The following is a 25,826-nucleotide window of genomic DNA, read 5'->3' on the forward strand; positions in this document are numbered from 1 at the left end:
TTATAAAAAGGACGTCCTTATTCATTTTAGTTACTTCTCTAATAAACTATAAGCAGTATTTATAACAGCCAACTGCAATTCCATATTATTTTCGATATCGAGTTTTTCAAGAACTCTAATGATTTGTGGTATTTGGATAGTTGCATTTGTAAGCATTTCTACAGCCAGTTTTTGCATGTGTTTGTCTTCTACTTGGCAATACTCCTGCAAAGCTTTAACAGCTTGTGAATTTTTCCCCATAAAACCAAATATTTGTAATAAAATTGCCGTAGCGTCTCGATCTCTCTTAAGTTGCGTTTGCAAAAAATCCATATCATTTTCTCTTGCAAAGCGCTTCATGCATTCGAGGCGTGCTTGCGGGCTGCCCGTTTTTGTTACAGTAAAAAGTTGGGCGCGAAGAGATCTCCAAAAAGAGTATGACATGCGTACTGCGTACAAAGCACCTTTTTTTGTTGCCAGTAAATCCTTAACAATACTAACGCTACCGCGATTTTGGTGATAATCGAGGGTGCGACCTGCAAAATGGCTGAGCGTAGGATTTGGGTCATCTACCGCTTCAACCAAGAAATCGACAGTAGAATAATCTATCCATGCTAAAGCGCGCAAAGCATAAAACTGAACTTTTTTTTCCATTAACCGCGGAATTAAAGCACGAATAATCGGTCCGTAATAATATCCACTGTCATCAAAGCCGTGAGAACCACTAATTCTGCTAATTGCAATGGCGATAAATGCTTTTATTTGCCAATTTACATCGCTATTTAATGCTTCGATAATACTTTGCGGATCTTCCTTTAAATATTTAGTTAATTTGCTAACAATAACAAAACTCATCTTAGTTGAGCTGCCTTGCAAAGTTTTTAATAAAAAAGGCACAGCTTCTTCACCTGACACCTTGTTTAAATAGTCCATCACATAATCAGGTATTTCTTTTTCGTAAATTACTTCACCGTTCAAAATTTTATCGATGGCAACTTTTAGTTCATGCCGCTTATGCATATGATCATCTTTATCGTGACGTATAAGCTCCAAAGAATCAATTGCTTCCGTGGCAAGTTCTCCTAGGTTTCCTAAAGCCACTACCGCTAATAAACGAATATCAAAATGGTCATCATATATTGCCTGCATCAAAGGTTCTAACATTGAAGGATCGCTTTTTACCTTTGTTAATGTTTTTATAGCAACTAAACGAATATTGGCATCTAGATCACTTAGTGCCTCCAACATTGTTTGCCACGATTCCTCTGGCATAAAACTAAGAAATGTAATAGCCCATAAACGTACTTGTGGATCGCGGCTAGTGCTCTTTTCTTTTAAAAAATCTAGAGTGACTTGTTCCTTTGCTGCGGCAAGTATTTCTACGGTCGCTTTTTTTACTTTATCATTTGTTATTTGAGGATAGGTTTTGACTAGTAGTTTACGGCCTACTTCGGATAACGGTGTTTTTTTGCGTAGCATGTGTATTACTTGCATTTGTTGCACATCATTTTTTTCTACGAAATTATGTAATAGATCTTTTTCCAAACTAAGTTTAGCAAACGTTTTCATCGCAAGATAACGCACCTTGAGTGATTTGTGCTCTAAAGCATTTTTTGCAATAGGCAAGACTTTAGGAGACGGAGATTTTTCATTTGCAGAAAACAGAGCAACAAGCAATTTAGAAGATATTTTCGGTAAAGACACAATATAATCAATTGTTTTTTTGCCTATATTACCTAAAGCTAAAGCAATTTGGTGTTGTACTTTTTCATTCTCGTGCTCTAATAACGAAACCATTTCCTCTAGGTGTTGCTCGTCTACAATATTAGTCATGATTTTGGCGGCATTTTCTTGTACGCTTTCATCATCGTACTCTAATAGAAACAATAAAGTCTCTATGTAAGAGTTATCGGCGATTTGCGACCAAGTATAGGCAGAAAAATCGCGGATAAGCGGATCTTTATCGGTTAACAAACTTACGATAATACCATTGTCTTCTATCTTTTGATTAAATATAGTAAGGGCATTAATACAGACAAGCTTCTGAAGCCTATTACCATCTTCTAGCATCTCAATCAGCACTGGAATTGATGCGGCTCCCATATCTTCAATAATACACAAAATTCGTACAAATATTTCCGAATTGTCATAACTCCAGGTTTTGTCTTGCAGTTCTTTAAAAAGACGAGGAAGCTCCTTGATACCCTTTTCAACTATAGCTGTTGACGCTTTTTCGTAGTTAAAATCATGATATAACTCTTTGTACGAATGCCCAACGATTTTTGAGGAATTTTCTCCTAAGCGATTTTTAACATACACACTTGCTGGAAACGGTATTTTTCCTTTTTCAAGTAATTCATCTAGGACCTTTCGTTCTATTCTCATTAAAGAACTAGTAGAAACATATCGTAAATCGGCGCTCTCACAAAATGCGATAATCTGTGCATGCATTCCAAACTTAGATAACTGTGCGATGATGTCGATACTTGTTAAAACACTTTTTTTATTATTCTCTAAAGCAGTTAATAACAGCTCTTTTGACCACTCACTGTGGATATCTCCGAGGACTTCAACCACTTCATTTTCGCATTCTGTTTGATCTTCAATCGCGCGACGAAATAGCTCCTGAGTATCTTTAGATTTCGGAGAAATATAAGCAAGAGCCGCGATAGAGCTGCAATGTTTTTGTTCAATATTTGCATTCACTTTTTCAGCAATTAAGTGCTGTTTCTTCATTTTAGATAATGCTTTTGCACTATCAGCAGCAATGGTTTTTTTATCAACACAATAAATACAAAAATCAATTACAGTTTGTTGTGGGGAATGTTTCTGCAAAAATCGCAAAACTCTAGACAAACGATACCGAGAAGTTTCGCCTTTGGCAAAAGCTAGTACACTAGGGGTCGCCTCACCAACGTTTTCCATGTCTTCTAACATTCCAAAAGCCGCCAATGCTACTCTTTTTTCGCTCAAGAGAGCACTCAACATTGCAATGTCAAGTTCACCAACTTTATCTAAAAACTTAACCGCTTCTAGCCGCACTTCTGGCGAAGCTTTTTTAGCTAAAATTCGCATTTTTTCGACAGCACTAGGTTTTTTTACTTCGAGATCTCTCAGTAAAATGATTACTTGTGTGAGCATTTCTTCATCATTACTGTCTAAAATTTCGCACAAAAAATCCACTGCATGTTGTTTTGCGTCACCAGACGCTTTCTTAACAATTTCTCCGACAACATCGATTGTGTTTTTGTTTTTGTGTCTTCTCGCAAAGGCCACAGTATGCTCTTCTAAAGCAACAAGACCATGGAAACAAGCATATCCCTTTCCATATCTCCTACCGTCAAGTCCTTTATATAATGTATCGAGATATTGAGGATCTTTTGCCGCGCCGATTAAATACAACGCAACAATCTGCTCTCTTTCTTTCGAAGAACGAAGCATAGCCAAAGCCCTATCTTTAAGCTCAGGCCAAAAAAGAGCGGTATTTGCAATGGAATAATTGTAAATATCTTTTTCAATACTCCAAGTTAAAATGGCATCAATAATTGCATCATCTTGTAAATTAGTTTGCATGATGATTTCACTATATGTTTGTAAAAAACGGTTGTCTATCTCTGGAAAACGAAAACTATTCCACGAACACAACACCCGGCGACTCATCTGCGAAATTTGTGGAGATTTTTTACTGAGTGTATTTATAGCAGTGTATTTATAAGAACCTATACACAGTAATGTCTTTATCACTTCGCGATCGAGATCTTTACCTTCACCAATAAGAGCTTCGACATCAACAATCAATTCGCGCGCTTTTTTCCCCATAGCGCGAGCTGTTTTAAGCGCATAGTCGCGATGAGGGCTATTTTTACTTTGCAACATTTTTTTCAAATAAGGAACAGATGAACCATATCTTGCAACAGCCGGCATCGCGTATTTGTAAAGCATATCATTTTTTAAAGCCTCAATGAGAACAGGAATAATATCCTTATCTTTGACTGGTGAACATGCCAAAGTCATAACTGCAGCACGCACTTTTTTGTATAAAATATCATCTTCAATACCAAGTTTTTGTTTTGGATTAAAATCGATAAAACGAAGATTCTTTTTTAATATTTTAGCAGCATAAGTCACTGCACGCGGACCTAAAAAGCTAACTCGCCGCGCACTATTGTTTGTTCCCCAATTTGTAAAATCATTCAGTTCTTCTGTTAAATGTTCGTCTAAAGTAGTTTGTGAAAAAACACTTGTGTATAAAAATAAAAAATACCAAAAGTATCTCATGTAACTTCCTTAAAAGAAAAAATAGTAGTGCGCATCAATTTGATGCGGTATTTTACTAAGTAAACGCGTGTATCCTCTCCCTGTGGGAGAGGAAAGCTTGCGTAGCAAGCGAGGTGAGGGCATCGCATAAAAAAGTATTCTTAGCTTTACAACTATGACGTTTGTAAAATACACAAACACGAGGTGTTCAAATTTATGAAAGAAAAGATAGTCAAAATCTCAACACAAGTTTTAACTCGAAAACCACACAGTCGATTTTCTGTAACCATAGTATACACCCAAAAAGTAAATATTTATGCATAAGCTATTTTTTGTTTAAATATTATAGCGATAGACTTTGTGAAAAATTATCAAAATTGGAACAAATAGCATTTTTCCTAAATAAGCTGAATGTGCAAGAAGGGTTTATCTCTCAGGGGACCTTTGAAGCTAAATCTATACTAAACGTGTTAAAACATTTATCTGATAATGGAAAACTTATTCGATTTTTATTGATATTACAAGAACAAGAAATTCACTTTGTTAATCGCTGGCTTGACAACGGCTCCTAGTAGCATGTTATAAAAAATAAAAATATTGTAGTGCGTATTTTCTTCCTTGTGGCATAATAAATAATGATTACTTAAATCATTATTTATTGATTGGTTTTGAAAGGAAAAAAATTATGCGTTTTATGTTTGCTCTTGCAATTCTTTGCAGTATGTGTATATTTGCTGATGAGGGAATCCGAATAGATGATAGCCCTATTAGTAAAGATAAGTATGGACATAGCTGGCACGTAGCTTCTAATTTTGATACGCCAGAAAGTACATACTATGATAAAGCTACCAATACCATTTATGTGTCAAACGTTGCAGGAAGCCCAACTGACAAGGATGGCAAAGGCTTTATCCAAAAATTAGATATTAATGGTTCAATGATTGATGCTTCCTTTGTATCTGGGCTTAATGCTCCTAAAGGAATGCGTATCCATAAAGGAACTTTGTGGGTAAGTGATATTGATCGCGTGATCTCCATAAATGTTAAAGATGGTAGTATCACTCAAATCATAGAAATATCAGGTTCGGCATTTTTAAATGATATTGCTGTCGATGACAATGGAGTTGTTTACGTTTCGGATATGATGGCAAATAAGATATTTAAAATTGAAAACAACAAACCTACCGTTTTCACTGCTGGTCCGGAAGTAGAATACCCAAATGGTTTACTTATCGAAAATGGTAATTTAGTTGTTGCTGCTTGGGGAAACCGCGGACGTAAAGGACGTTTATATTCAGTAAATTTAAAGACAAAAAATAAAAAGCTTATTACTGAAGAACCTTTGGGAAATTTAGATGGACTAGAACTAGATGTAGATGGCAATTACCTTGTGTCAGACTGGATTGCGGGTAAGGTATTTCGTATTCAAAAAGATGGCAAAGTAAAGGTTCTTCTATACGGCTTTAAAGGTAGTGCTGATCTTGGGTATATACCAGAAAAGCAATTATTAATATTGCCTAGAATGAAAGAAAACGCTGTAACGGCTTACGATCTTAGCAAATATCCTAAAGATTAATAACAATACTCAGGTTGCGAATTTCTGCCAACAATTTAGTGGTAAAGTTTAGTGGTCCGTTTGCAGAATTTGTTAGGATATAGAGCTATATCTTTTCCATTATACTCTTCAACAATCGCAACTTGAGTAAAATTACGAAAGGATATGTATGTCGATACAAATCAAATTATTGCTCAATGAAATTCCACATCATACATTGACAAGCCTAAGTTTAAATCGTGCGGTGCTGATGACTTCAGAAAATGGAAAAGTAATGATCAGCACAGATCTAAATCCCGAAACTCTGCGCGAAATTAATGGCCTAGAAGTACTTTCCGAAACGCGCCAAGAAGAGGAAGTGCATTCAATTACATTGACTGTGTTAAAATTAGATGAACAGTTGATGCAAGAAGCAACAGAACACCTACCTAATCGTTATCGACTCATTTCAGAATTAGATACTATTCTCAAACACAATAAACATGTTTATGCTGTATATGTAATTACTCATTATAATCCTCAACAAAAACCATGTGGTCCTCTAACTGTTAATATTGGAGGAGACTGCTATCGCAATGATGATGCTATTAAAGATTTGACTTCTATTTTGCGTCGTACAAAAGACCTTGCCAAAGCAATGCTAAAAAAAGCAGTGATGATTTTTCCTGATATTCCGGCACTTCACGGGGGCAAAAAAGGTGAATGGATTATACTAAACAGCGACGGTGAAAAAATTGATGGTATTTCCGACGAAGCAATTATTGCATTAGGATCGGCAATTATTCCTAAAGGAATACATTTCTTAAATAAATATAAAGAACTACAAGCCAAAAAACTTGGAATTTATGACGAATTTCCGAATAAAAACTATATGAGACCAGACTCTGGTTCTCCTGATGTGCTTTCTGGTATTTTTTGGCGCGGAGATCGCAAGGACAAAGATATCAATCTGTGCTCTGCCTGGGCAAAACGTAGCGTTGATCTACACGGAATTACATGCTTACCTCACAATCTAGGAGGAACCCTTGACCCTTCGGCGCGCCCAACAGGTTACGGTGTAGCAACAACAGCTATTGAATTAGCGAAAAATTATTACACCGAGCGTAAGGTAAGTGATTTAAAATTCTTGATAGAAGCCGCAGGAGGTGTAGGACGCAATGCTATTGAATCGTTAACCCAAATTCACGGTGTTCCTACAGAAAACATCACTGTTTTTGATCGCGCAGACGCAGCATGTAAATTTATGCAGGAGCGTTTTCCTGGAATCCATACCATTACTCTTGGACACAAAGATTTTTACCTATGGCGTCTTACAAATGATAACATCAACTATGATGTGTGGATTAATAATGGTGAAGGTGACAATACAACTCCACTATATATCGAGCAACTAATAGCACGAGGAGTGCGCATTTTTTGTGGTGGCGCAAACAACTTTTTAGAGGTCGCAACAGAGACCGAGAACTTACAAAAAATATTCTCTGCTGGCGGATGGGCATGGCCTGATTCTGCTACAAGTGCCGGAGGATGGACTCTTGCTGTTATTGACGTTATGACACGTTGCCAAGGCGAAAAATCTAATACCACTGACAAACAAACACAAATTTTAGACACCATTAACTCACGTAATAGTAAATTAATCCAAGATGTACTGGCTACATTTCCAGAAAAACCTTTGGGATCGGAACTTTGGGATCGCGTTGAAAAACTTATCCAAGAACGTGTCGTAAAAACATTGGGCATGGAATTTAGCCCTCAAGAAATCTTCGACCTAGCAGACACTTCAAAATGGAAGCTAACATAAACCGCCAAAATAAAATTTCAACTGACCGGCAAAATATTTACATCTAGTCCTAATTTAGAAGTTTATATCCCTAAACTTCTAAATTAGGCTTGTAGAGGACGGTGAAATTACCATGTTATCAGAACAAGAAAAAAAACTTGCAGATATACTTGTGCGAGGAGGCTTGATTTCTCGCTCGCAAATGCAAATGATTGTAGATGATATTTATCACAAACGTCAAAGTGGCAATGATACCCATTTAGCGCAAATGCTTTTGCAAAACAAACATCTTTCCCAAAATAAAATAAAGCTGGCTTTACGTATGGCTAGTGAAGAGCATATTCAAACAAAAGTTCAACCTCCACCTCTGAGAGATCTATCGCAGTCACAAATCATCAAAGCCACTATCTGCGAACAACAGGTTTTTGCAAATCGTTATTTCATAGAAAAAGAACTAGGCCGCGGAGGTATGGGAGTTGTTTTCAAAGCAAAAGACAATCGTTTAGAGCGAACTGTTGCCCTTAAGGTTATTTTAAGCAATCCTATTCTCAACGACAAAAGTGTTAAACGTTTTATTGAGGAAAGTAAAGCAACTGCTCAATTGAAACATCCTTATATTGTCAGTTTATACGGGGTGAACGATACACCAATGAACTATTTCACCATGGAGTTTGTTGATGGTGAACCACTGGAAACCGTGTTCAAAAGATTTGATATTCGTGGTTTGGCAGAAATCATGCACAAATGTGCAGAGGCTATTCATTACGCACACAACCACGGAATTATTCATCGCGATATTAAGCCTGCGAACATTATGATAGATAAAAAAAATAATCCACGTATTATGGACTTTGGCCTAGCAAAAAATCTAGAAAACGACGATCAACTTTCTCGTGAAGGAGATGTTCTTGGCACACCAGCTTATATGCCACCAGAACAAGCAAATGGAGAAAAAGTACAACCACGTTCTGATGTATATGCTCTTGGGGCTACACTTTATAAAATACTTACTGGACATGCTCCTTTCGAAGCGAACAGTTATTTCAATATTTTAAAAAAAATCATCAATGAAGAACCAGTTTCGACAAAAACTCACAAACCAAGCATTCCATCTGATTTAGACGCTATTTGTCTAAAGTGTTTAGAAAAAAGACCGCGAAAACGTTATCATAGTGCGCAAGAATTGGCAAACGACTTACAACGATTTTTACAGAATAAACCAGTCATTGCAAAATCTGTTTCGTGGTGGGGAAAATCACAGAAGTGGTTAATGCGTAATAAACTGTTTGCATCAATGCTTGCTATTATTTTTATCACAAATGTCGCATTTACTATTGGCTTATTTTTTGCAAATCGCAGCTTACAAGAAAAAACTGAACTTGCTTTAAAAAAAGAACGCGAGGCTCTTGAAATTGCAAAAATAGCAGAAGAAAACGCCCAAACAGCAAAAAAGAATTTACAACTAGCAAAAAAACACGAAACAGAAGCTAAAAAAAGTACCTTCGAAGCAAAGAAAAAAAATAGAGAAATGATCTATCTCTTGGCTGAACAGTACATAAAAGACGGCCATGGAGGAAAAGCCAACAACACTCTTATTGCACTTGAAAGAGAACATTCAAAACTAAATTGGGAGCATTACTGGCTGAAAAGCAAATCCGATGAATCTCATCTACATCTAAACCATAAAGTGCGCACTGCGGTTATTCATCCACAAGGAAACAAAATTATTACAGCCTACAAAAACACTTTAACAATTTATGATTTCGAGTTATATAAAAATAGTGTAGCAATGAAACGACAAAAGACCATTCATTTAGATCATCGTATAAAACATATGAATTTCCACCCCTACAAAAATTTACTAGCTATAGTGGCCGGTAGAGCTGTTTTTGTTTATGACACTGTAACATGGAAAAAAACACTGCAATTCCAAGTAAAAAGTAAGGTCTCAAGTTCTGCTAATCGTAGCTATTTTACAAAAGATGGTAAATATATAGTTGTTTGTTACAATGCCAAAAATTTTATACAGTCTCAAACACTCAGTCAAAGAAAAAAAGAAACTGTTGCAGAAGAATTGCGCAATAATATTATTATGTGGGATTTGTCGACACAAAAAGTTATATGGAAACTAAAAGCAAAAGTAGGTACAGCCAACAATATCAATGACATCGCTTTTATTCGCAACGAAAAACTAATTATTGCTGTTGGTGAAGTAGACATTAATGGCATTACTTATTGGAGAACTAAAAATGGTAAGGAATACTCTAACTCTGTGCAGAAAAAACATAGAGGTACCATCTCAAGAGTAGTTGTTCATCCTTCCGGCAAATGGTTTATCACGGCAAGCCGCGATCATACCCTTAATATTTATGGCGTTGAAAAAAATAATTGGATCACACAGTTGCGAGGACACAAGAGTGTTGTTCAAGATTGCCAATTTAGTCCTGATGGGAAATTTATTGCTTCTGTGGAAATAGATGGCCGTGTGATTATATGGGATTTTGCAAAACAGACAAAAAAGGAGATCCTCAATGGCCATTATGGAGCAATCTATCAATGTTTTTTCCATCCCAAGAAAAATTACCTTTTTACAATTGGCTCCGACGGTCTCCGCATGTGGAAAATTTTCAATGACAACTTATCGAAAAGAAACCCTTACCTACTAAAGCAAGATGACAAAATCATTTTTGATTGCCAAGTATCGTCAAAAAACAATTTAGTTGCCATTACCAGCGAATTAACAATGCAGTTACAGCTTTATGATTTTTCTGGAAAATCACAAATGCCAGAAAATAGCGGCATTCAAAAAGCTTTTTGGGGATTAGGCGTAACAAAAAAGTGTGCTTTTCATCCTACTAAAAACATTATTGCCAGTACAAGTAGTGTTGGAATTCCTTATCTATGGAATATAACTACGGGAAAAAAACTAGTCACTTTTTTAGGACATGGAAGTCTCAAGTCAGCAAGAACCTGTGTTTTTAATCGCGATGGTTCGCGTTTAGCTTCTGCGACAAATGATGGAACTTTAAGAGTTTGGAATACTGAAATTGAAGACATAAATAGCAAAGAACAAACACGAGGATCTATTTTTACCTTACAAGGACATCGAAATCGTTACAAAGTAGCCTGTTGTGCATTTCATCCGCATAAACCTATTTTGGTCTCTGGAGGTGGAGATGGGCTAAAAATATGGGATATTGACGAAAGCAGGATTCCAAACCACCAACAAAAATCTTATATCATTAACCCCATAAATTTAACATATAAAACTATTAGTAAAAAAGATATATATTCTTGTACATACAGTGAAGACGGTAAATATATAATTACTGGAAGTAGTGGTGAAAATGAAAACTTAGTATTGTGGAATGCTGATACTCTTGAAAAAATCACCGTATTTAAAGGCCACCAAGGTACGGTAAATGCATGTCTATTTATGCCTGGTTATCCAGAACGAATTATTTCAGGAAGTGAGGATCATACAATTAAAATTTGGGATATATCCGGTTTTCCGGCAGTAGTTGATAGAGCATTAGTAACTCTCGAAGCACATGAAAGAGGTATCACAACGCTTGCGATTACCAAAAACGGTAAACGTTTATTTTCAGGAGCAAGAGACGGTAAAGTTTATATCTGGGAAATACAGAAAGATTAAGTTAGAAAGTAAAATAATATGAATAAAATTAACTATTTAAAAGGAGATGCCACATCTCCACAAAGTACAGGAAACAAAATAATATGTCATATTTGCAACGACGTAGGAGGATGGGGAAAAGGTTTTGTTCTTGCCATTTCAAAAAAGTGGCCTCTACCTGAAAAAGACTATCGTGAGTGGCACAGTAAAAAAGAGAATAATGATTTTTCTCTAGGTAGCGTGCGTTTTGTCACCGTAGAAAAAGATATTCATATTGCAAATATGATTGGACAGCAAGGAAATCGTCCGTCTAAAGACAATCCTCCTATCCGCTATGAAGCTGTAGATATGGCGATAAGCAAAGTCGCGATCAAAGCTAAAGAGTTAAATGCATCAGTACACATGCCGCGAATTGGTTGTGGTTTAGCAGGAGGAAAGTGGGAAAACATAGAGCCTATCCTCAATAAACACCTTACAAATAATGGCATACCAACATATGTCTATGATTTTTCTTAGAGACTATTATGCATAAAATAACCATCTATGCTTTTTGTTTGTTACCCATTTTAGCAGGGATTTGTATATTTTTTCAAGACCACAAACTAGCAGAGATTTTAGGATCTATATCTCTTATTACGTGGTTACTACTAGTAATTCCCATCGGTATACTACAATCCTTAGAGTTTCTACAAAAACCCGAAAGCTACGATAGAAAATGGGTAAGACGTTTTATGTTTATGCCACTACTTGGATTATCACTGTTTAGTATTTTTGTTGGATGCGCTTTATTTATATGGATTTTGTATAACCTAATCAGTGGAAAACAACAAGGTTTCAGAGCTGTAGGTAGTGCCGCTCTTCCTTTTGCAATGGTTGTATTTGGAGCTTCTGTTTGGAAGACAATTACTAAAAAACCTAAGTAAATGACAAAACATCGAGCCCTGTAATCTTTATAACACCGATTCCAAAGCTTAAAACAAGGACAGAAACTAGTGAAACAAATGTTTTTTGAACCTGAACCCAAATTCAAAGCTTTTAATCAAACAAAGAATTGTTACAACTTACCATGAAATGTAAGCATATCAAAAGTCAAATGTTTAAAACCTAAAATGAAAATTCAAGAAAATTAATTTCGGCTTGAAAAACAAACATACGGATTTTATACTACACACCTCTACAACCATAATCTAGTAGCAAGATAGGGCCTGTCATCATTCAAAAATATTGTTTATTTTTGGAGCCCGATCCCAAGTTTTTACTTGAGCTTTGTAAAAAAAATTAAAAGGAGAACAACTCGATGAAATCAAAATGCCCCCCAAATCTTTCTTGTCGGCCATTAAAAATGACTTGGGAAGGTTTCTTAAACGCTTCACCTGAAAAAGTTTACGAATCATGGACATCAAAATTTGATCTGTGGTTCGCACATCCAGGCGAAATGTTTATGATTCCAGAAGTCGATAGACCATATTTTTTCTATAATAAAAATGAGTGGGGGCGACACCCTCACTATGGAAGATTTCTAGAATTAAAAGAAAACCAAATCGTTGAAATGACGTGGATAACAGGAAATGGTTCTGATGTCGGCACTGAAGGAGCAGAAACAGTAATTTGTATCGAACTGGTCCCAAAAAATAACGGGACAATAGTTCATTTCACTCATTCAGGTTTTGTAAATGAAAGATCTCGAGATGGCCACAAAGAAAATTGGCCTTTAGCATTTGAAGATCTTGAGAAAGCTATACATAATTAATTAGATAAGTCTATCACGTGATCTCTATCGATTTCTAACTTTCACATCAATCCAAAACGATCAACTAAAAAAAAGTTGTTAAGCGAACAAGAGGTATTTCTGAAATGAAGATTTTTGGCCACCTGTTCTAAGTGGTAGTAGTGGCCACACCCTTACAAATAACATACAGAAGGAACTATATTATGCGTACAAGTCAATTTTTTCTAACAAGTATTCTTCTAACTACCTTGGTAATTCAAGCTGAAGAAGTATCAGGCTACACACCAGAATGGTTAGCACATAAATCTTCAGTTATTGTTATTGCGAAACAGGTGGAAGTAAAACATACTAAGGGACCAGGTCAAGTATGGTTCATTAAGACAAAATTTGAGATTCAGGAAACAATCAAAGGACCAAATAGCAAAGGTGATCGTATAACTATATACGATTACATATATAACAAAAATAACAAAAATAACAAAAACAACAAAACACGAAACAAGTCGCCAAAACTTGTCTTTGCTACTGTTGCAGTAAATCGATTTAAATCAATAAATGGCAAACACATACTGACAGAGAGACATACATTCAAATCGTTGTATCCTACTGATAAACCTATTAGCAAGTTATTCACAAGAGGTTTCAAATCTCTAACTAAGTACAAAGACTTGTTAAGTCACACCCGAAAACAAGTCGAGTTTGAGAGGGAATTATATAAAAATTACTGGGGCACACTGCAGTAACGATTTAACTTGTAAAAATCTAAAGTAAGCAGCCATGCAAAAGTTTTCGGATATCATCCGAAAAAGTAATAGAATAGGTGGAGACGGTATTCTTTATCATAAATTTTATTTTTATACCCGAAAATTTATACTGGAGTACTTAGTAATGCTGAAAACCTAACTTACGGAAAACATACTTTTTTTATTTGAACTTTGTTTTATTATACGTTATAATAGTGTAAAACAAATAAAATTACTGTGTCAGGAAGAAATAAAATGACATGGATAAGTATTGGAAAAGTAGCAGAGTTTTTTGGTGTAACAACACAGTCAATTCGCGATTGGACAAAACAGGGGAGATTAGAAGCAATACGGACATTAGGCATAGAAAAAAAGCTTGGTATTGAAAACGAAAATAAAAAAACGATACTATATTCAAGAGTAAGTGCGCATGATCAAAAAGAAGACTTAGTGAGGCAAAAACAAGAGCTAAAGAATTATAGTGAAAAACACAAAACATCAAATGTAGTAGAAATATCAGAAATAGGATCTGGATTAAATTACGAAAAACGAGGTCTAAAAAAGTTACTAAGTTTAATACTAAATGATAATGTAAAGCAAGTGGTGGTATCTTATAAAGATAGGTTAATGCGCTTTGCAACACAAATATTAGAACAAGTTTGTACAGCGAAAAATGTAGAACTAGTAGTGCTAAATGAAAGACCAGAGAAAAAATTTGAAGAGGTAGTTGTAGAAGATGTTTTAATGGTGCTAACAGTTTATTGTGCAAAAATCTATGGACGGCGTTCACATGAACGAAGAAAAAAAAGACAAAATAAAAAACGGACAAGTACTGGCGTTCCCGATTCCAATAAAGAATAAGGAAGTAGCCGAAAAATTACGCGAAACATTGGCTTATGTACAAGAAAAAGCGAATGAGTACTTGGAGTTTGCGCACAAAAACAAGTTGTATAGTGTATTTGATGGAAATAACAGCAAGTATTCATACAAGGTGTTAGAGCCGATATTTGTAAAGTTATACAAAAAAAGTAAAATGTCAAGTCGGATCAATCGTGGAGTACTGGAGATTGTTGGGCGAACGATGCGCCAAGTACGAGATCGCATGCGAGTATTTGATTTACTGATGAAGGAAACAAATGATCCGAAAAAGTGGACAAACAAACTACTCATTAAAAATGAAATATTCGAAAAAGCAGATTATGTCAAAAACATCAGAGAGCAAGTAATCAATTATAAACGTAAACATCGAGATGTTCCTGAAGATTTTTACGCTTTACAGAAACCACCGAAAGTAAAGAAGAAAATACTGACTTACGCGCCTGATGATGGACAAGCGATAAAACTAACGAAAGATAAAGACAAAATAAAACTCAGTTTCAAAGTGATAGATCGCTGTGGTAAACAAATAAAATGGCGTTGGTTAGAAACAAATATAAAACTTCCCTCTTTTCTCGAAGAGAAACAAATAACATCTCCTGATCTTCGCTTTGATTGTGTTCATGGTGATTATTTGCCAATTCTTGACTTTAAAATCACTGTCGAAAAACCTAAAAAACAAAAAAGCGAAAATTTTATTACCATTGATTGGGGAGTACGTAAACTTCTTACTCTTTGTGTTTTTAATAACAAAGGCGAACAACTTTCGCAGCCATATTTTGCTAATTTTTGTGGGATACAAAGTAAATTACAACGAATTTACAAAGATATTGATCACTGGAAAAGCAAGCGCGATAAGCTTCTCCACAAAGATTCGTTATTCAAAAAATGTAATAGAGAAATTGCCAAAAGATGGAATAAAATTTCATTGATTAACAAAGAAATCTCACACACAGCCGCGAACATCATTGTCTTTTTTGCCAAACACTACAATTGCTCAAAAATCTATTATGAAAACCTAAAATCACTTAAATCTCGTGGTTACTCTCGTAATAAAAATCATCAAATAAACACCACTGTCCGCCAAAAAATTATTGCTCTGACTGATTATAAAGTCAGTCTGTGTGGTTATTCTTTACAAAAGCCTATTCATCCAGCAGGTACCAGCTCCATTTGCCCAAAATGTTCGCACAAAGGGCAACACTTTTCATCTTCTGATAACCACAAAAAACAACACAAATCTCTTCCTTGGTTTTATTGTCCAAATTGCACATTCTCCGCTGATCGCGATTATGTCGCGTGCTTGAATATTGCTCGGAAAGCCATTTTTAAAAAGAATCTCAAAAAATGTACAAAAACAGTCGTCTATAAGAAGACTCGTTTGCCTGATTCACTGTCAGGACGCCTTTGCTACAACCCATTGCAAAGGTCACATTTATTGTTTGTTGGGCTGGATACATTCTGTTTCCCTCTCTTCCAAAGTCGTACAAAAGAGTTTTAATTCTTTTAAAGGTACTATCTTTGGAATCCTTCGCGTATGAATGTTATCCACTACTTTGGATTTTTTAGTTTAAAGAGGAACGGTGGAAAAATTAGTAAGAGGTTGCTTGACGTTCCTTTTGGTTCTGAAGCGTTTAAAGAACTCTATTCTGGTAGCGGTTGTTATCTAAAAGTTCCCGAATATAAAAAGTAATATCTAGCCATCCAGCATTTGTATTGTTGCAAAAATAATCTCAAGGCGTTTTTGCCCTGACCATTCATTCTGCAAAAAGTGTATCGCGAGACATCGTCGCTAATAACCGTTTCTTCCGTTGAATAATTCAGAAATTAGCTTGCTCTTTCGGGCTTGAAAGATACTCTCTTTCTCCTCCAGTTGTAAATTTAATGTCGTCAACTGAAATATCCCAAAAATTAGGAACGGCATGTTGTCAATTTAAAAAGATAAATACAATAGAACGTTTGAGAGAGGATTTGTGAAGGCGAGAGATACTCGCCTTCTTTTATATATTTACAGTGTTACAATGCTTAAGCAAGCTCTTTGCGTTTTTGTACGAATAAATAAATGTAAATAATGTCAAAAATAAACACTAAAACGCCCATAAAATGCAAATATGGATCATTTGGATAGTGAATAAACATAAATATGGTATTTAGTCCTGTTCCTATCATCTTTAGCCACGCAACACTTAACGAAAATCCCACTAAGCTTTTTACTCGCAAGATAAGAGTTATATAACATCCTGAAATAAAAACGTTTACTGTATACGCCGATATCGCACCAATCACATGTTCATAGCCTGATCTTTGCATACAGTAAGTAGCTATGCCCCACGCAAGTGTTAGGAAAATACACATCGGTTTGAAGTATTTTTTCATTTCTGGTGAGGATACTTGCTTACTTCCGTATTTAAGTAAGTTATAAAAAATATATATATCTAAAAAGAACCATGCGCGGTAAGCGTAAACACATACAAGGCCCATATTGGTTTGGAAAACAAATGACCATACAAATTCCCAACCAAAATTTCCGCAGCCAGCAAGAAATGGCATTTCAACCACTTTGTGGCGTATGATATTTTTGATGATAATTGCATAGGCAATCACCCACAAAAAACACCCAGTAATAAATAACGTAAGTTCTGTGGGGGTATAGTCTGTTAAGTTTAACCACGAATCCATATCGTAAATCCTTTCTGTACTAACTTATCAATTAATGTTACAAAGCACTAATTAGCCCATATCTACCCATGATTTCAAATCTTCGGGAATTGTAAATGTTACTCTTTCTCCATATTCGACATTGATCATCCTTTGAAAGAGCGACATACTAAACGCATGATGATGGCCACGGAAAATAAGGTGGCGAAAGAAACGTATAGGCGTAAAGGCTACCGATAGTAACCATGGTAAACGAAGTACAACACCTTCAATGATTTTTCCACCCACAAAAAGTGGTAAAGCGAGGTTCTTGCAAGCCTCTTGTCCCATGAGTTTTTCCATATAAATTCGCGGTAGTGATTTCAAGCCAAAAATACTCAAATACCATGGAATCATATCTTCAAGCATCGCCAAATTTGCAGCGGCAAGGGATTTACCTTGAGGATTTTGTTCTACACCAACATAATGACGTTCTTGGTATAAGTCATAAAATCGTCCTGCATCTTCTATATCATCGGGAACATAAGCAAAGCTATGCGGTTCTCCTGGTGGGTGGATACCCATCATCACCGCAAAAACGCGCCAAGTATAAAAATAATCATTTTCTTGTTCCTTGCTAAGTTTATATCCTAATTTACGTAAACCTATAATAAGTAAGTAAGAAAAAGCGGTTATTGTACCAAGCATATCTTCATGGTTAATAAATTCTCCATACTTCGCGCGATATTCTGGCAAGTACTGAGGACAAATATGGCGTATACCAGCATGTAGTAAGCGTAATTTTTGAGCATCGATAACAGCCTTACCGCCTGCTTCAAAACCGTCAGCAGAGTTGACATTGATGAGCATTTGTAGAACCGCAAGCAAACGATGATACGGGTGTCTTTCTAGGTTACCTGAAAGATGTAGTATATGTGTAAGATTTGGGGCTTGATAACCTTCAGGTAGACTTTTTGTTAAAAGAACTAAAGCTCCGGGAAAAGCATGGTCAATAAAAACGGCTTCGCCGCGCTTTATTCTTTCTCTATCAATATTTTCTGGTAATTGGTTTGTCGCTTCGAAAAAAGCTTCCAACTCAGGAAAAACTTCTTTAGGAGGAAGATCATTATTTTGGTCTAACTTTTTAAAAACTTCTGTAGCATGCTTTATTTCGCCATCTTCTAAAATTTTTGCGATACTTTCGTCAGCCAAAGGATCGCCTTGGGTACGAAGATGATCTAAAAATTCATTAGTCCAACGTGACATATTATTCTCCTTTTGTTGAAGTTAACGAGTGTGCCCTAGCTTAAGATTTATATTTTATTTTGCAATGTAAGTGGCTTCACAGAATAGCTACACGAACACAGGGATCTTTTTTAGCGCGAAAACACGCGCTATAGCTATAATGAAAATCGAACAAAACTAGGGCGTGTCATCATTCAAAATATTGTGTGTTTTTTCGAGCCCGAGCCCGTTTGCAAGCCGTTTCCGAAACTTTCACTAACAATTTATCAAAGAAGCAAAGTTTCTTTTTCCATCGCAAAAAACTAGTATTGAACCAATAAATCACTTTCTGTCGCTCTCAAAAAGTTTTCGGGCGCGGGCTCGCAAACGGGCTCGGGCTCAATACTACTGGCGTATCATTAAATGAATCCGTTATATTTTTATCTGTATTGAATGATGACACGCCCTAGAAAACAAAAGAATAAACTTCAATGGCGAACCACTAAATCTATTGATTCAGAAAAATTCTCACTTAATTGACGCACTTTTGCTGTAGCTCCCCATTTCTTATAGCAACTTATACATTGCTGTAAATACATTTGAGCAACATCCTCAATACCAAGTTGTAAATACATATACGCTGCTAATTCGTTAGCTAGTGCTTGTTGATGTGTAAAGCCTGTTTTCTCCGTCTCAGCGATAGCTTGCTGATAAAACTTCATTGCTGCTAGAAAATCATGGCGTACTCTAAATATCTCACTTTTCACAATGAAATACTTATGAGCAAAATTTTGAGGACAGTTATTCTTCCATGTATTAAGTTTACCCAAGTTTTTTTTAATTTTTTTACTTACTTCAAATTTTTTATCTCGTGGGTAAAGAGCTAATAAAGTAAGAGTATAATAGTAATAGTACTCCGGCTCCATTATTTGACCAAACGCTCCGTCAATATATCGCTGCGCTTCCTTAGCAATTTTAAGCGCCTCATCGTAATTATTCTGTAAATATAATCTCTTCAGTTCTAATATCTGTAACCAAATAATTCCCGTTAGATTTTTTATATCTTGTTCATCGTCCTTGTACTGATTGATGCTTATTTGTTTTGTCATTTTATCTAGAGGAATATCACTAATTTGGGTAATAAATTTCTGTAACCCTAATGGAAAAAACTCCTGGGAGTTAAACCTCACATCTTCTAAAAAATCTAAGGCTTGTTGTCCTTTGGAAAAAAGAGAGTCTAGATTTTCACCTGAAAAAAAACATATAGGTAGTGGATGTACCGTGGCATATGAAGCAAATATTATATCTCCACTTTGCAAACTATATTCTTTTGCTTTTTGTAAGTATTGTAAATTTAAATTTAACTCTTTTGTCCAGTGGTTAACAACAGAACCAAAAGCAAAATAGACGCGGCCTTGGTATAGAGGATTATTATGAATTTCACTAAGTTCAATTGCCCACTCCATAAATTGCCGCCCTAGACCGTAATCACCTAAAATTTTAACATGACCAAGTAACATGGCTAAATAACCGTAGCCGTTAGGAGAATCAACAGAAACCCCTTTTTTCAGAGTAATGTTGACCATTTTTAACGCTGTTAACAAAGCATAAATTTTTCCACCATAGTATGTAGTATTCATGAAAATAGAAAGTAACTGCAATGCAATTCTTTGTTCTTCATCGTCAATTTTAGGTAAATCAACAAAGCAATGAGGATTATTTTTTAGTTTGCGTAATTTAGCTTTTATAGTGAAAAACTCTTTTGCAATAGTTTTCACGGGAAGTTTTTTTGACCAATCAATTCCCAAATAACTCAATCCTTTTTTACCAATTAAAAATGATTGATCCCAATTTCCCATGTGAGTATAAAGAATAACAAGGTAAACATGTACTTTAGCAATTTCTATATTGTCATTTGATTCATCAATCATTTGCAGCAATTGTTTTTCTGCTTGTTCAAAATCTTTGTTTAAATATGCAATTTCTGCTTCTTGTTGCTGTACTTTTCGTAGAAATTTAGGTTCTAATTGAATTTTATTTGCAAGCATTTTTATTGTACTTATATAGGACATAGCATTGTCGTAAGATGCAGAGTTTTTGGCACCAATTACCGCTTTAAAATTAAGTTCTGCTAGATCAAATTTTTGTATATTTTCGAGTACTTCAGTACAACGATTCCAGTAGTGAACTATACTAGACAAAGGGTAATTATCTCTATTTTTTGAATAATACAAACCAATCTTATAATTGATTTTTTGTTTAGTATCTTTATCTATAGTTTGATGGATACTTTCACGTACTAAATCGTGAGAAAAATGATATTTTTGTTCCTCAAAAGATGCGACCCAATGCGCTTGCGTTGCAACAAAATAATTATTTTGTAAAGAACTATTGATAAAATTGACAATATTATTGCGATACTCAGGAATTATCGACCCAAGCATTTCTGCTGAAAAATCATCACTAAAACACGCACATATTTGCAAAAACCGTTGTTCTTCTTTAGGTAATTGTGACGTTTTGATTCGCAAAGATTCTAAAACATCGCAGCTAAAATCTACTCGCTTAATATTCGCTATTTTCCAATTCCAAGAACGATTTTCTTTATCAAAAGAAAGTAATTTTTTTTGCCAAAGAACTTGTAGGAATTGCTTAGAAAACAGTGGATTCCCCATCGTTTTTTTAAATATTAATCTACTCAAACCATCTATGTCACTTTGGGTAGGAGATAATAAATGGCAAACAACGTTTTTTGTAAATTCTTCAGAAAGAGTATTTAGGGATATTTCGCAAAAGCCATGCTTTTTTTCTGATATAATTTCTCTAAGTTGCTTTGTTTTTTTACAATTACTATTTCTCGATGCAAGGATATAAAAAATTGCCTGAGGGTATCTCCCTAATATTTTTTCTAGCAAAGGTATAGATGCGTCGTCCATCCACTGAATATCATCTAAAAAAATAACTGTTTTTTGATTATTTGTAACTATGATATAAAACAGTCGTTCCATTGTAAGATAAAAACGGTTTCTTGATTCCTCTGGTGGTAATTTTGATGAAGGAGGCTGTTCGCCGACTAGATTCTCAAACCCTGGAACAGTCTCTACAACAACACTAATGTTTCCGCCTAATTGTTTTTTTATCTTTTCTCGCCATTTAGCTATATTTCCTGGGGAATTTGACAAAATTTGCGTACAAAACTTCTGGGCAATCTGAATCAAAGCATTTTGAGAACGCTCTTTATTGTCTTTTTGATATTTGCCAGATAAAAAGAATGCATCTTTTAAAAGAATTTGCGGTAATAAACTATTAACTAAAGTTGTTTTACCAATCCCTGGCATGCCGTGAATCATAACAATTTCATTATTACCTTCTAAAAAATTTAGCCAACACTGATGTAGTGTATTATACTCAGAATCTCTCCCATACAGCTTCTTTGAAAGGACAAGAGTTTCATACACATCAGGTCTATTATTTTCTGTGGCATTTTTACAAACCTCTAAATCATCTACTATTCCTTGGGCACTTTTGTAACGATCGTCAGGGTTTTTAGCAATCATTTTCATAATAATATCGGAAAGTACTGCAGGAATTTGCGGAGTTAGGTCGCAAGGCGGAATTACTTTTTGAGCAATATGGCTAATGATAAGATCGCGAACATTTTTAGAATTAAAAGGTAGTTTTGTCGTTAACATTTGATAAAAAACGATACCTAACGAATAAAAATCGGTACGATGATCTATAATTGAATCATAGTAATCACTTTGTTCAGGAGCAATATAGGCAACTGTTTTTTCGGAATTTGCTAAGGCAATAGAATTTGCTTCACCAGGATCTATTAATTTTATTTGTCCTATCAAAGATGTAACACAATCAATAGTTAAATACTTGTAAATTCGATTTTGTCTATGAATTTTTCTTAATTGCTTTGTTAGTAACAGCGCTTGCTCTATAAAATTTTTAACATCAACGCGAGTTTTTTGCTTAGGAAGTTCTTTACTTCCAACTACTAGCCAATCTGGAAAAAATTTTGTTATCAAATCATCTAAATTTTCAATAGGAACAACGGCTATATCTTGGCTTTGGTTTTGTATTTCAAAATAGTTATCTTTTGGTATCAAGAAATATTCAATAAACGATTCTTCACACACCAAATTAACATCATATAAAACATCTAGTTTGATTTGAACATCGGCAACCTTTTGCGTAGAGATTGTTTTGTAAGTTTTGGGCGTTAGGGATTCGTCGGGAATTTGATTGCGTAAAAAAGCACCACTTGCAACAATATTTGTTGGAAGAATAAGCTGATGAGGTTCTATTTTATCATTATTTTTATAATTTCGAACGGTAAGTGATTCCTGTTCGGCAAGTTGTCGAAGAGAAGAAAGAAAGAAAAGTATTGTAAAAGCAAAAGTAAAACTTTCACCAATAATTGGTTTATCGCGAAATTGCGCGAGAAGGGAACTACCCCATTCGATTGCCCATACTTGTAAACTTTTATCGACCTCTGTAGCAGATAGTTTGTATTTAGCTTGCCAATAGTATTTTACTATTTTTCGCGCATCATCAAGGCTACGAGAAATGGAATTATCATAATCGCTACCTTGAATACGTTGGTATGGTAATGGGTTATATGAAGACATACGCAGAGAACTTAACAATCCTGTTTTGTTAAAAGCCACTACGAAATATAAACGAAGCTGAGCATTTAATATGTGGGATCTCCAATGATGATAGGTAATGCTCAATCTTCGCAAGTAGTCACTGCGCCACTTTTCTAAATTCTCAGGAACTCCTTGTAAGCATGGTTCATCACTCTCTAGAAGAGTAATTAAATTATGAGGCTTATTGTCAGTTATAAGGTCAATATAGGCGTAAGTATAAGGAGATTCAGTTTCCATTGAAAGAGTATGAAGAAGACTAAAACTCGTATCTAATTCGTCAACAAGACGATCCTTGATATGCACATCTTCTGTTTCCATATACCGCAAGGCATCTGTTACTATGTTGAGAAAAATTTCTGCTAGTTTCAAAATAACCTATTTTCCAAATCAAATAATCTAAGGATTGATATGCTTAAAACTTTTTTGCATTTAAGAATTTTTTTGTGTAAAATCAAAAAAAAGATTAACATTGCTATTTATTTTCTTTTAATTTTGTAGGGTATTATCGAATCTCTATAATATATCCAAAGAGAATGGCGCATTACAGTTATTCATTCTGAAGGTTACTTTCAATGCAAGTCTTTAATTGTTCTTTTGTTTTTGCACGCCATAATCTCTGTGTTCTTTCTGAAACACCAGACAAAAGTAAAATTTCATTCGCAGATTTACCATCCACCTCTTTCCAAATTAAAATATCACACCAGTTTTCGTTCACTTTTCCCATACAACTATACAATATCTGGCGTAACTCTTTTTCGAGAATGATTCCATCAGGTGTTTCTATACTAATTTCTTCGAGAACTTCTGAATTTAAGTGTTTTTTTTCTTTATCGATATAATCTAATAAAATATTTTTAGCAAGTTTATAAATATAATTTTTAAAATGATCGACATTTTGGCATTTGCTAAGTATTTTCTCAATATTTTGCATAACTTTTACACAAACATCTTGTGTTAAATCTTCAGCAGTTTCAGGAGACATTTTTTTCTTGGAAAAATTATATAAAATTTTTTTATGTAGAAATGCAAAACATTGAGACTTTTGTTCTTTCGTTTCAAGTTCGAAAAATATTTGCCAGGACATAAAGTATCTTTCTTTTATTCATTCATCTAAAATTATACGGCAAATGAGCACCAAATTTTGATGTACAATTCCAAATGTTTAGGCATGAAGTTTCAAGGTGCAGTGAAGGTTTTTGCTATTGAGAAATTCCTTAATCGTAGTTATTTTGTTATCATCATTTGAAACAAAAAACTTTCCATAAGCGTTAACAATCAAGTTCTCTTCTATACGACTATTTGAATTTATCAAATCTACACGAAATAACGTCAAAAAATATCTTTGATTCTTAGATAGAATTTTTTCACTATTTACGCGAATATTAATTTCACCCCACATTTTTTCATCAGTCCACCGAAAAGCAATGGACAATATTAAAGGAACACTAACTTCAATTTCTGCTTTAGAAACAGGTATAGGAAGTAAGACTTCAGCATAACTACTTCCCATTTGGTATAAACTTGTAGCTGTAGCTTGTTTCACAGGATATAAAGAAACAATTCCTGTAGAATACGTACGAAAAAAACTAGTAGTGATATAATCATTTTGCTGCATCAACCATCGCCAATTTTTATCCACTGTTAAGTCTGTCTCTATTTTAGGACGATAATAACGATTAAGATAATAAGTAGCTTTTTGCTTTGTTTCTTCTAGGTAAAAAATTTCCTCTTCTTGCAACATACTTATTGCACAGTCAAACCAATCGATATGTAGACGTAATAGCAAAATTTCTTCATGTTCCTGCCAAGAAATTACATCTAAGTATTGTTGCACTAGCGAGGCATTTTGCAAAATTTCAATGGCACGTCGATAACTATTGATAACCTCATCGTAGTAAGGGCTCTCATCAATATTTTGTGTATTAAATTTTTTCATATTCATATTAATCCTCTGAAATTTTTGAAGTATCGCTATAGATAGAACATGTCGACATTTGTCTTTTTTATAATTAGACTGTTTTAAAGATCTCCATCATTATCTTTCTTTTTACAGAGCACATTTCCGATTTCAAAATGTCTCGCTACCCCTAAAACAATTCGTATTATATAAAAATCATCGATACGCCCTAATAAAATCTATGTAAGGTACAAAGACTACTTGTATAATTCTTCAAGAACAATCATGCATACTAAGTGATGTAGTAGCTTTTATCCAGCTCTCGCATCCTTCGTTTTATATTTATACTCCAAAAATAAAAAAAACGGCAAAAATTTTTGCCGTTTTTTTTATTCCTCCTGTATATAAGTGTAATAGATGCTACAAAGCTCAATATAAGGGAGAAAAATGTGAAGAATACATACGAGACAAAAATACCATCAATATTAATTGTAGATGACGACAAGTATATCCGAATTCTTTTAGAAGCTATTTTTGAAGAAGAGGGTTTTACTGTCAATACAGCTTCAAATGGCAAAGAAGCGGTTGAAAAAGTTGGGGTTCTTCAACCAATGATTGTCATCATGGATTTTGATATGCCAATAATGAATGGCGTTGAGGCGACGAAGAGCATATGCGAGAAACATCCACTTATTCCTATTGTAATGTTAACAGCAAATCGAACGCCTGAATTACTTAGGAATGCGCAAATAGCGGGCGCTACAAAGCTTTTTCATAAACCAATAAAAAATGAACACCTTGTAACGCACATACGTAAACTTATATATTGCGCTGAAACAGCATAACTCTTC

Annotated in this window: 17 protein-coding genes; 11 read left to right on the plus strand and 6 right to left on the minus strand. The window is 34.8% G+C overall.

Annotated elements, in window-relative coordinates:
- Nucleotides 1-30: 30 nt before the first annotated feature.
- Nucleotides 31-4,257 carry a HEAT repeat domain-containing protein gene (locus UABHE_RS28655; protein WP_372366757.1) on the minus strand — a complete coding sequence of 1,409 codons (4,227 nt, stop codon included), beginning with the start codon at nucleotides 4,255-4,257 and terminating at the stop codon, nucleotides 31-33.
- A gap of 664 nt (nucleotides 4,258-4,921) precedes the next feature.
- On the opposite strand from UABHE_RS28655, the gene UABHE_RS28660 reads away from it, so the two are divergent.
- From UABHE_RS28660 to UABHE_RS28705, 10 genes are all read left to right on the plus strand, one after another.
- The gene (locus tag UABHE_RS28660) at nucleotides 4,922-5,812 is read left to right on the plus strand and encodes an SMP-30/gluconolactonase/LRE family protein (RefSeq protein WP_372366758.1); all 891 of its coding nucleotides are present in this window, start codon (nucleotides 4,922-4,924) and stop codon (nucleotides 5,810-5,812) included.
- Nucleotides 5,813-5,960: 148 nt separating this feature from the next.
- Nucleotides 5,961-7,595, plus strand: a complete 1,635-nt coding sequence (locus UABHE_RS28665) for a hypothetical protein (RefSeq protein ID WP_372366759.1) — start codon at nucleotides 5,961-5,963, stop codon at nucleotides 7,593-7,595.
- 112 nt (nucleotides 7,596-7,707) lie between these two features.
- Complete coding sequence (locus tag UABHE_RS28670; RefSeq protein WP_372366760.1) at nucleotides 7,708-11,229, plus strand: protein kinase; 3,522 nt, start codon at nucleotides 7,708-7,710, stop codon at nucleotides 11,227-11,229.
- Between the two features lie 18 nt (nucleotides 11,230-11,247).
- Complete coding sequence (locus UABHE_RS28675) at nucleotides 11,248-11,724, plus strand: macro domain-containing protein (protein ID WP_372366761.1); 477 nt, start codon at nucleotides 11,248-11,250, stop codon at nucleotides 11,722-11,724.
- An 8-nt stretch (nucleotides 11,725-11,732) separates the two neighbouring features.
- Nucleotides 11,733-12,131 carry a hypothetical protein gene (locus tag UABHE_RS28680; RefSeq protein WP_372366762.1) on the plus strand — a complete coding sequence of 133 codons (399 nt, stop codon included), beginning with the start codon at nucleotides 11,733-11,735 and terminating at the stop codon, nucleotides 12,129-12,131.
- Nucleotides 12,132-12,505: 374 nt separating this feature from the next.
- The gene (locus UABHE_RS28685) at nucleotides 12,506-12,958 is read left to right on the plus strand and encodes an SRPBCC domain-containing protein (RefSeq protein WP_372366763.1); all 453 of its coding nucleotides are present in this window, start codon (nucleotides 12,506-12,508) and stop codon (nucleotides 12,956-12,958) included.
- Between the two features lie 182 nt (nucleotides 12,959-13,140).
- Complete coding sequence (locus UABHE_RS28690; RefSeq protein WP_372366765.1) at nucleotides 13,141-13,680, plus strand: hypothetical protein; 540 nt, start codon at nucleotides 13,141-13,143, stop codon at nucleotides 13,678-13,680.
- Nucleotides 13,681-13,935: 255 nt separating this feature from the next.
- The gene (locus UABHE_RS28695; protein ID WP_372366766.1) at nucleotides 13,936-14,541 is read left to right on the plus strand and encodes an IS607 family transposase; all 606 of its coding nucleotides are present in this window, start codon (nucleotides 13,936-13,938) and stop codon (nucleotides 14,539-14,541) included.
- Nucleotides 14,471-16,057 carry a zinc ribbon domain-containing protein gene (locus UABHE_RS28700; protein WP_372366767.1) on the plus strand — a complete coding sequence of 529 codons (1,587 nt, stop codon included), beginning with the start codon at nucleotides 14,471-14,473 and terminating at the stop codon, nucleotides 16,055-16,057. Before UABHE_RS28695 ends, UABHE_RS28700 begins: the two co-directional genes overlap by 71 nt.
- Nucleotides 16,058-16,093: 36 nt before the next feature.
- Nucleotides 16,094-16,249 (plus strand): hypothetical protein, encoded by a 156-nt coding sequence (locus tag UABHE_RS28705; RefSeq protein ID WP_372366768.1) that lies wholly within the window; start codon nucleotides 16,094-16,096, stop codon nucleotides 16,247-16,249.
- Nucleotides 16,250-16,581: 332 nt separating this feature from the next.
- On the opposite strand, the gene UABHE_RS28710 is transcribed toward UABHE_RS28705, so the two are convergent.
- From UABHE_RS28710 to UABHE_RS28730, 5 genes are all read right to left on the minus strand, one after another.
- The gene (locus tag UABHE_RS28710; RefSeq protein ID WP_372366769.1) at nucleotides 16,582-17,235 is read right to left on the minus strand and encodes a hypothetical protein; all 654 of its coding nucleotides are present in this window, start codon (nucleotides 17,233-17,235) and stop codon (nucleotides 16,582-16,584) included.
- Between the two features lie 51 nt (nucleotides 17,236-17,286).
- Nucleotides 17,287-18,459, minus strand: coding sequence for an oxygenase MpaB family protein (locus UABHE_RS28715; RefSeq protein WP_372366770.1), 1,173 nt, complete (start codon nucleotides 18,457-18,459; stop codon nucleotides 17,287-17,289).
- A 446-nt stretch (nucleotides 18,460-18,905) separates the two neighbouring features.
- The gene (locus UABHE_RS28720; RefSeq protein ID WP_372366771.1) at nucleotides 18,906-23,447 is read right to left on the minus strand and encodes an AAA family ATPase; all 4,542 of its coding nucleotides are present in this window, start codon (nucleotides 23,445-23,447) and stop codon (nucleotides 18,906-18,908) included.
- A gap of 178 nt (nucleotides 23,448-23,625) precedes the next feature.
- A complete protein-coding gene (locus tag UABHE_RS28725; protein ID WP_372366772.1) occupies nucleotides 23,626-24,162 on the minus strand; it encodes an RNA polymerase sigma factor in 537 nt (178 codons plus the stop codon).
- A gap of 78 nt (nucleotides 24,163-24,240) precedes the next feature.
- Complete coding sequence (locus tag UABHE_RS28730; RefSeq protein WP_372366773.1) at nucleotides 24,241-25,014, minus strand: hypothetical protein; 774 nt, start codon at nucleotides 25,012-25,014, stop codon at nucleotides 24,241-24,243.
- Nucleotides 25,015-25,424: 410 nt separating this feature from the next.
- Between UABHE_RS28730 and UABHE_RS28735 the strand changes: the two genes are divergently transcribed.
- Nucleotides 25,425-25,820, plus strand: coding sequence for a response regulator (locus tag UABHE_RS28735; protein ID WP_372366774.1), 396 nt, complete (start codon nucleotides 25,425-25,427; stop codon nucleotides 25,818-25,820).
- Nucleotides 25,821-25,826: the final 6 nt, after the last annotated feature.

Source organism: Candidatus Uabimicrobium helgolandensis, assembly GCF_041508025.1.
In the GTDB taxonomy this organism is placed as follows: domain Bacteria; phylum Planctomycetota; class Uabimicrobiia; order Uabimicrobiales; family Uabimicrobiaceae; genus Uabimicrobium; species Uabimicrobium helgolandensis.

Coding starts and splice junctions, on each gene's coding strand:
- UABHE_RS28685 (WP_372366763.1), top strand. CDS start 12,506: ATGAAATCAAAATGCCCCCCAAATCTTTCTTGTCGGCCATTAAAAATG.
- UABHE_RS28710 (WP_372366769.1), bottom strand. CDS start 17,235: ATGGATTCGTGGTTAAACTTAACAGACTATACCCCCACAGAACTTACG.
- UABHE_RS28655 (WP_372366757.1), bottom strand. CDS start 4,257: ATGAGATACTTTTGGTATTTTTTATTTTTATACACAAGTGTTTTTTCA.
- UABHE_RS28675 (WP_372366761.1), top strand. CDS start 11,248: ATGAATAAAATTAACTATTTAAAAGGAGATGCCACATCTCCACAAAGT.
- UABHE_RS28715 (WP_372366770.1), bottom strand. CDS start 18,459: ATGTCACGTTGGACTAATGAATTTTTAGATCATCTTCGTACCCAAGGC.
- UABHE_RS28730 (WP_372366773.1), bottom strand. CDS start 25,014: ATGAAAAAATTTAATACACAAAATATTGATGAGAGCCCTTACTACGAT.
- UABHE_RS28700 (WP_372366767.1), top strand. CDS start 14,471: ATGAACGAAGAAAAAAAAGACAAAATAAAAAACGGACAAGTACTGGCG.
- UABHE_RS28695 (WP_372366766.1), top strand. CDS start 13,936: ATGACATGGATAAGTATTGGAAAAGTAGCAGAGTTTTTTGGTGTAACA.
- UABHE_RS28665 (WP_372366759.1), top strand. CDS start 5,961: ATGTCGATACAAATCAAATTATTGCTCAATGAAATTCCACATCATACA.
- UABHE_RS28705 (WP_372366768.1), top strand. CDS start 16,094: ATGAATGTTATCCACTACTTTGGATTTTTTAGTTTAAAGAGGAACGGT.
- UABHE_RS28725 (WP_372366772.1), bottom strand. CDS start 24,162: ATGTCCTGGCAAATATTTTTCGAACTTGAAACGAAAGAACAAAAGTCT.
- UABHE_RS28670 (WP_372366760.1), top strand. CDS start 7,708: ATGTTATCAGAACAAGAAAAAAAACTTGCAGATATACTTGTGCGAGGA.
- UABHE_RS28660 (WP_372366758.1), top strand. CDS start 4,922: ATGCGTTTTATGTTTGCTCTTGCAATTCTTTGCAGTATGTGTATATTT.
- UABHE_RS28690 (WP_372366765.1), top strand. CDS start 13,141: ATGCGTACAAGTCAATTTTTTCTAACAAGTATTCTTCTAACTACCTTG.
- UABHE_RS28680 (WP_372366762.1), top strand. CDS start 11,733: ATGCATAAAATAACCATCTATGCTTTTTGTTTGTTACCCATTTTAGCA.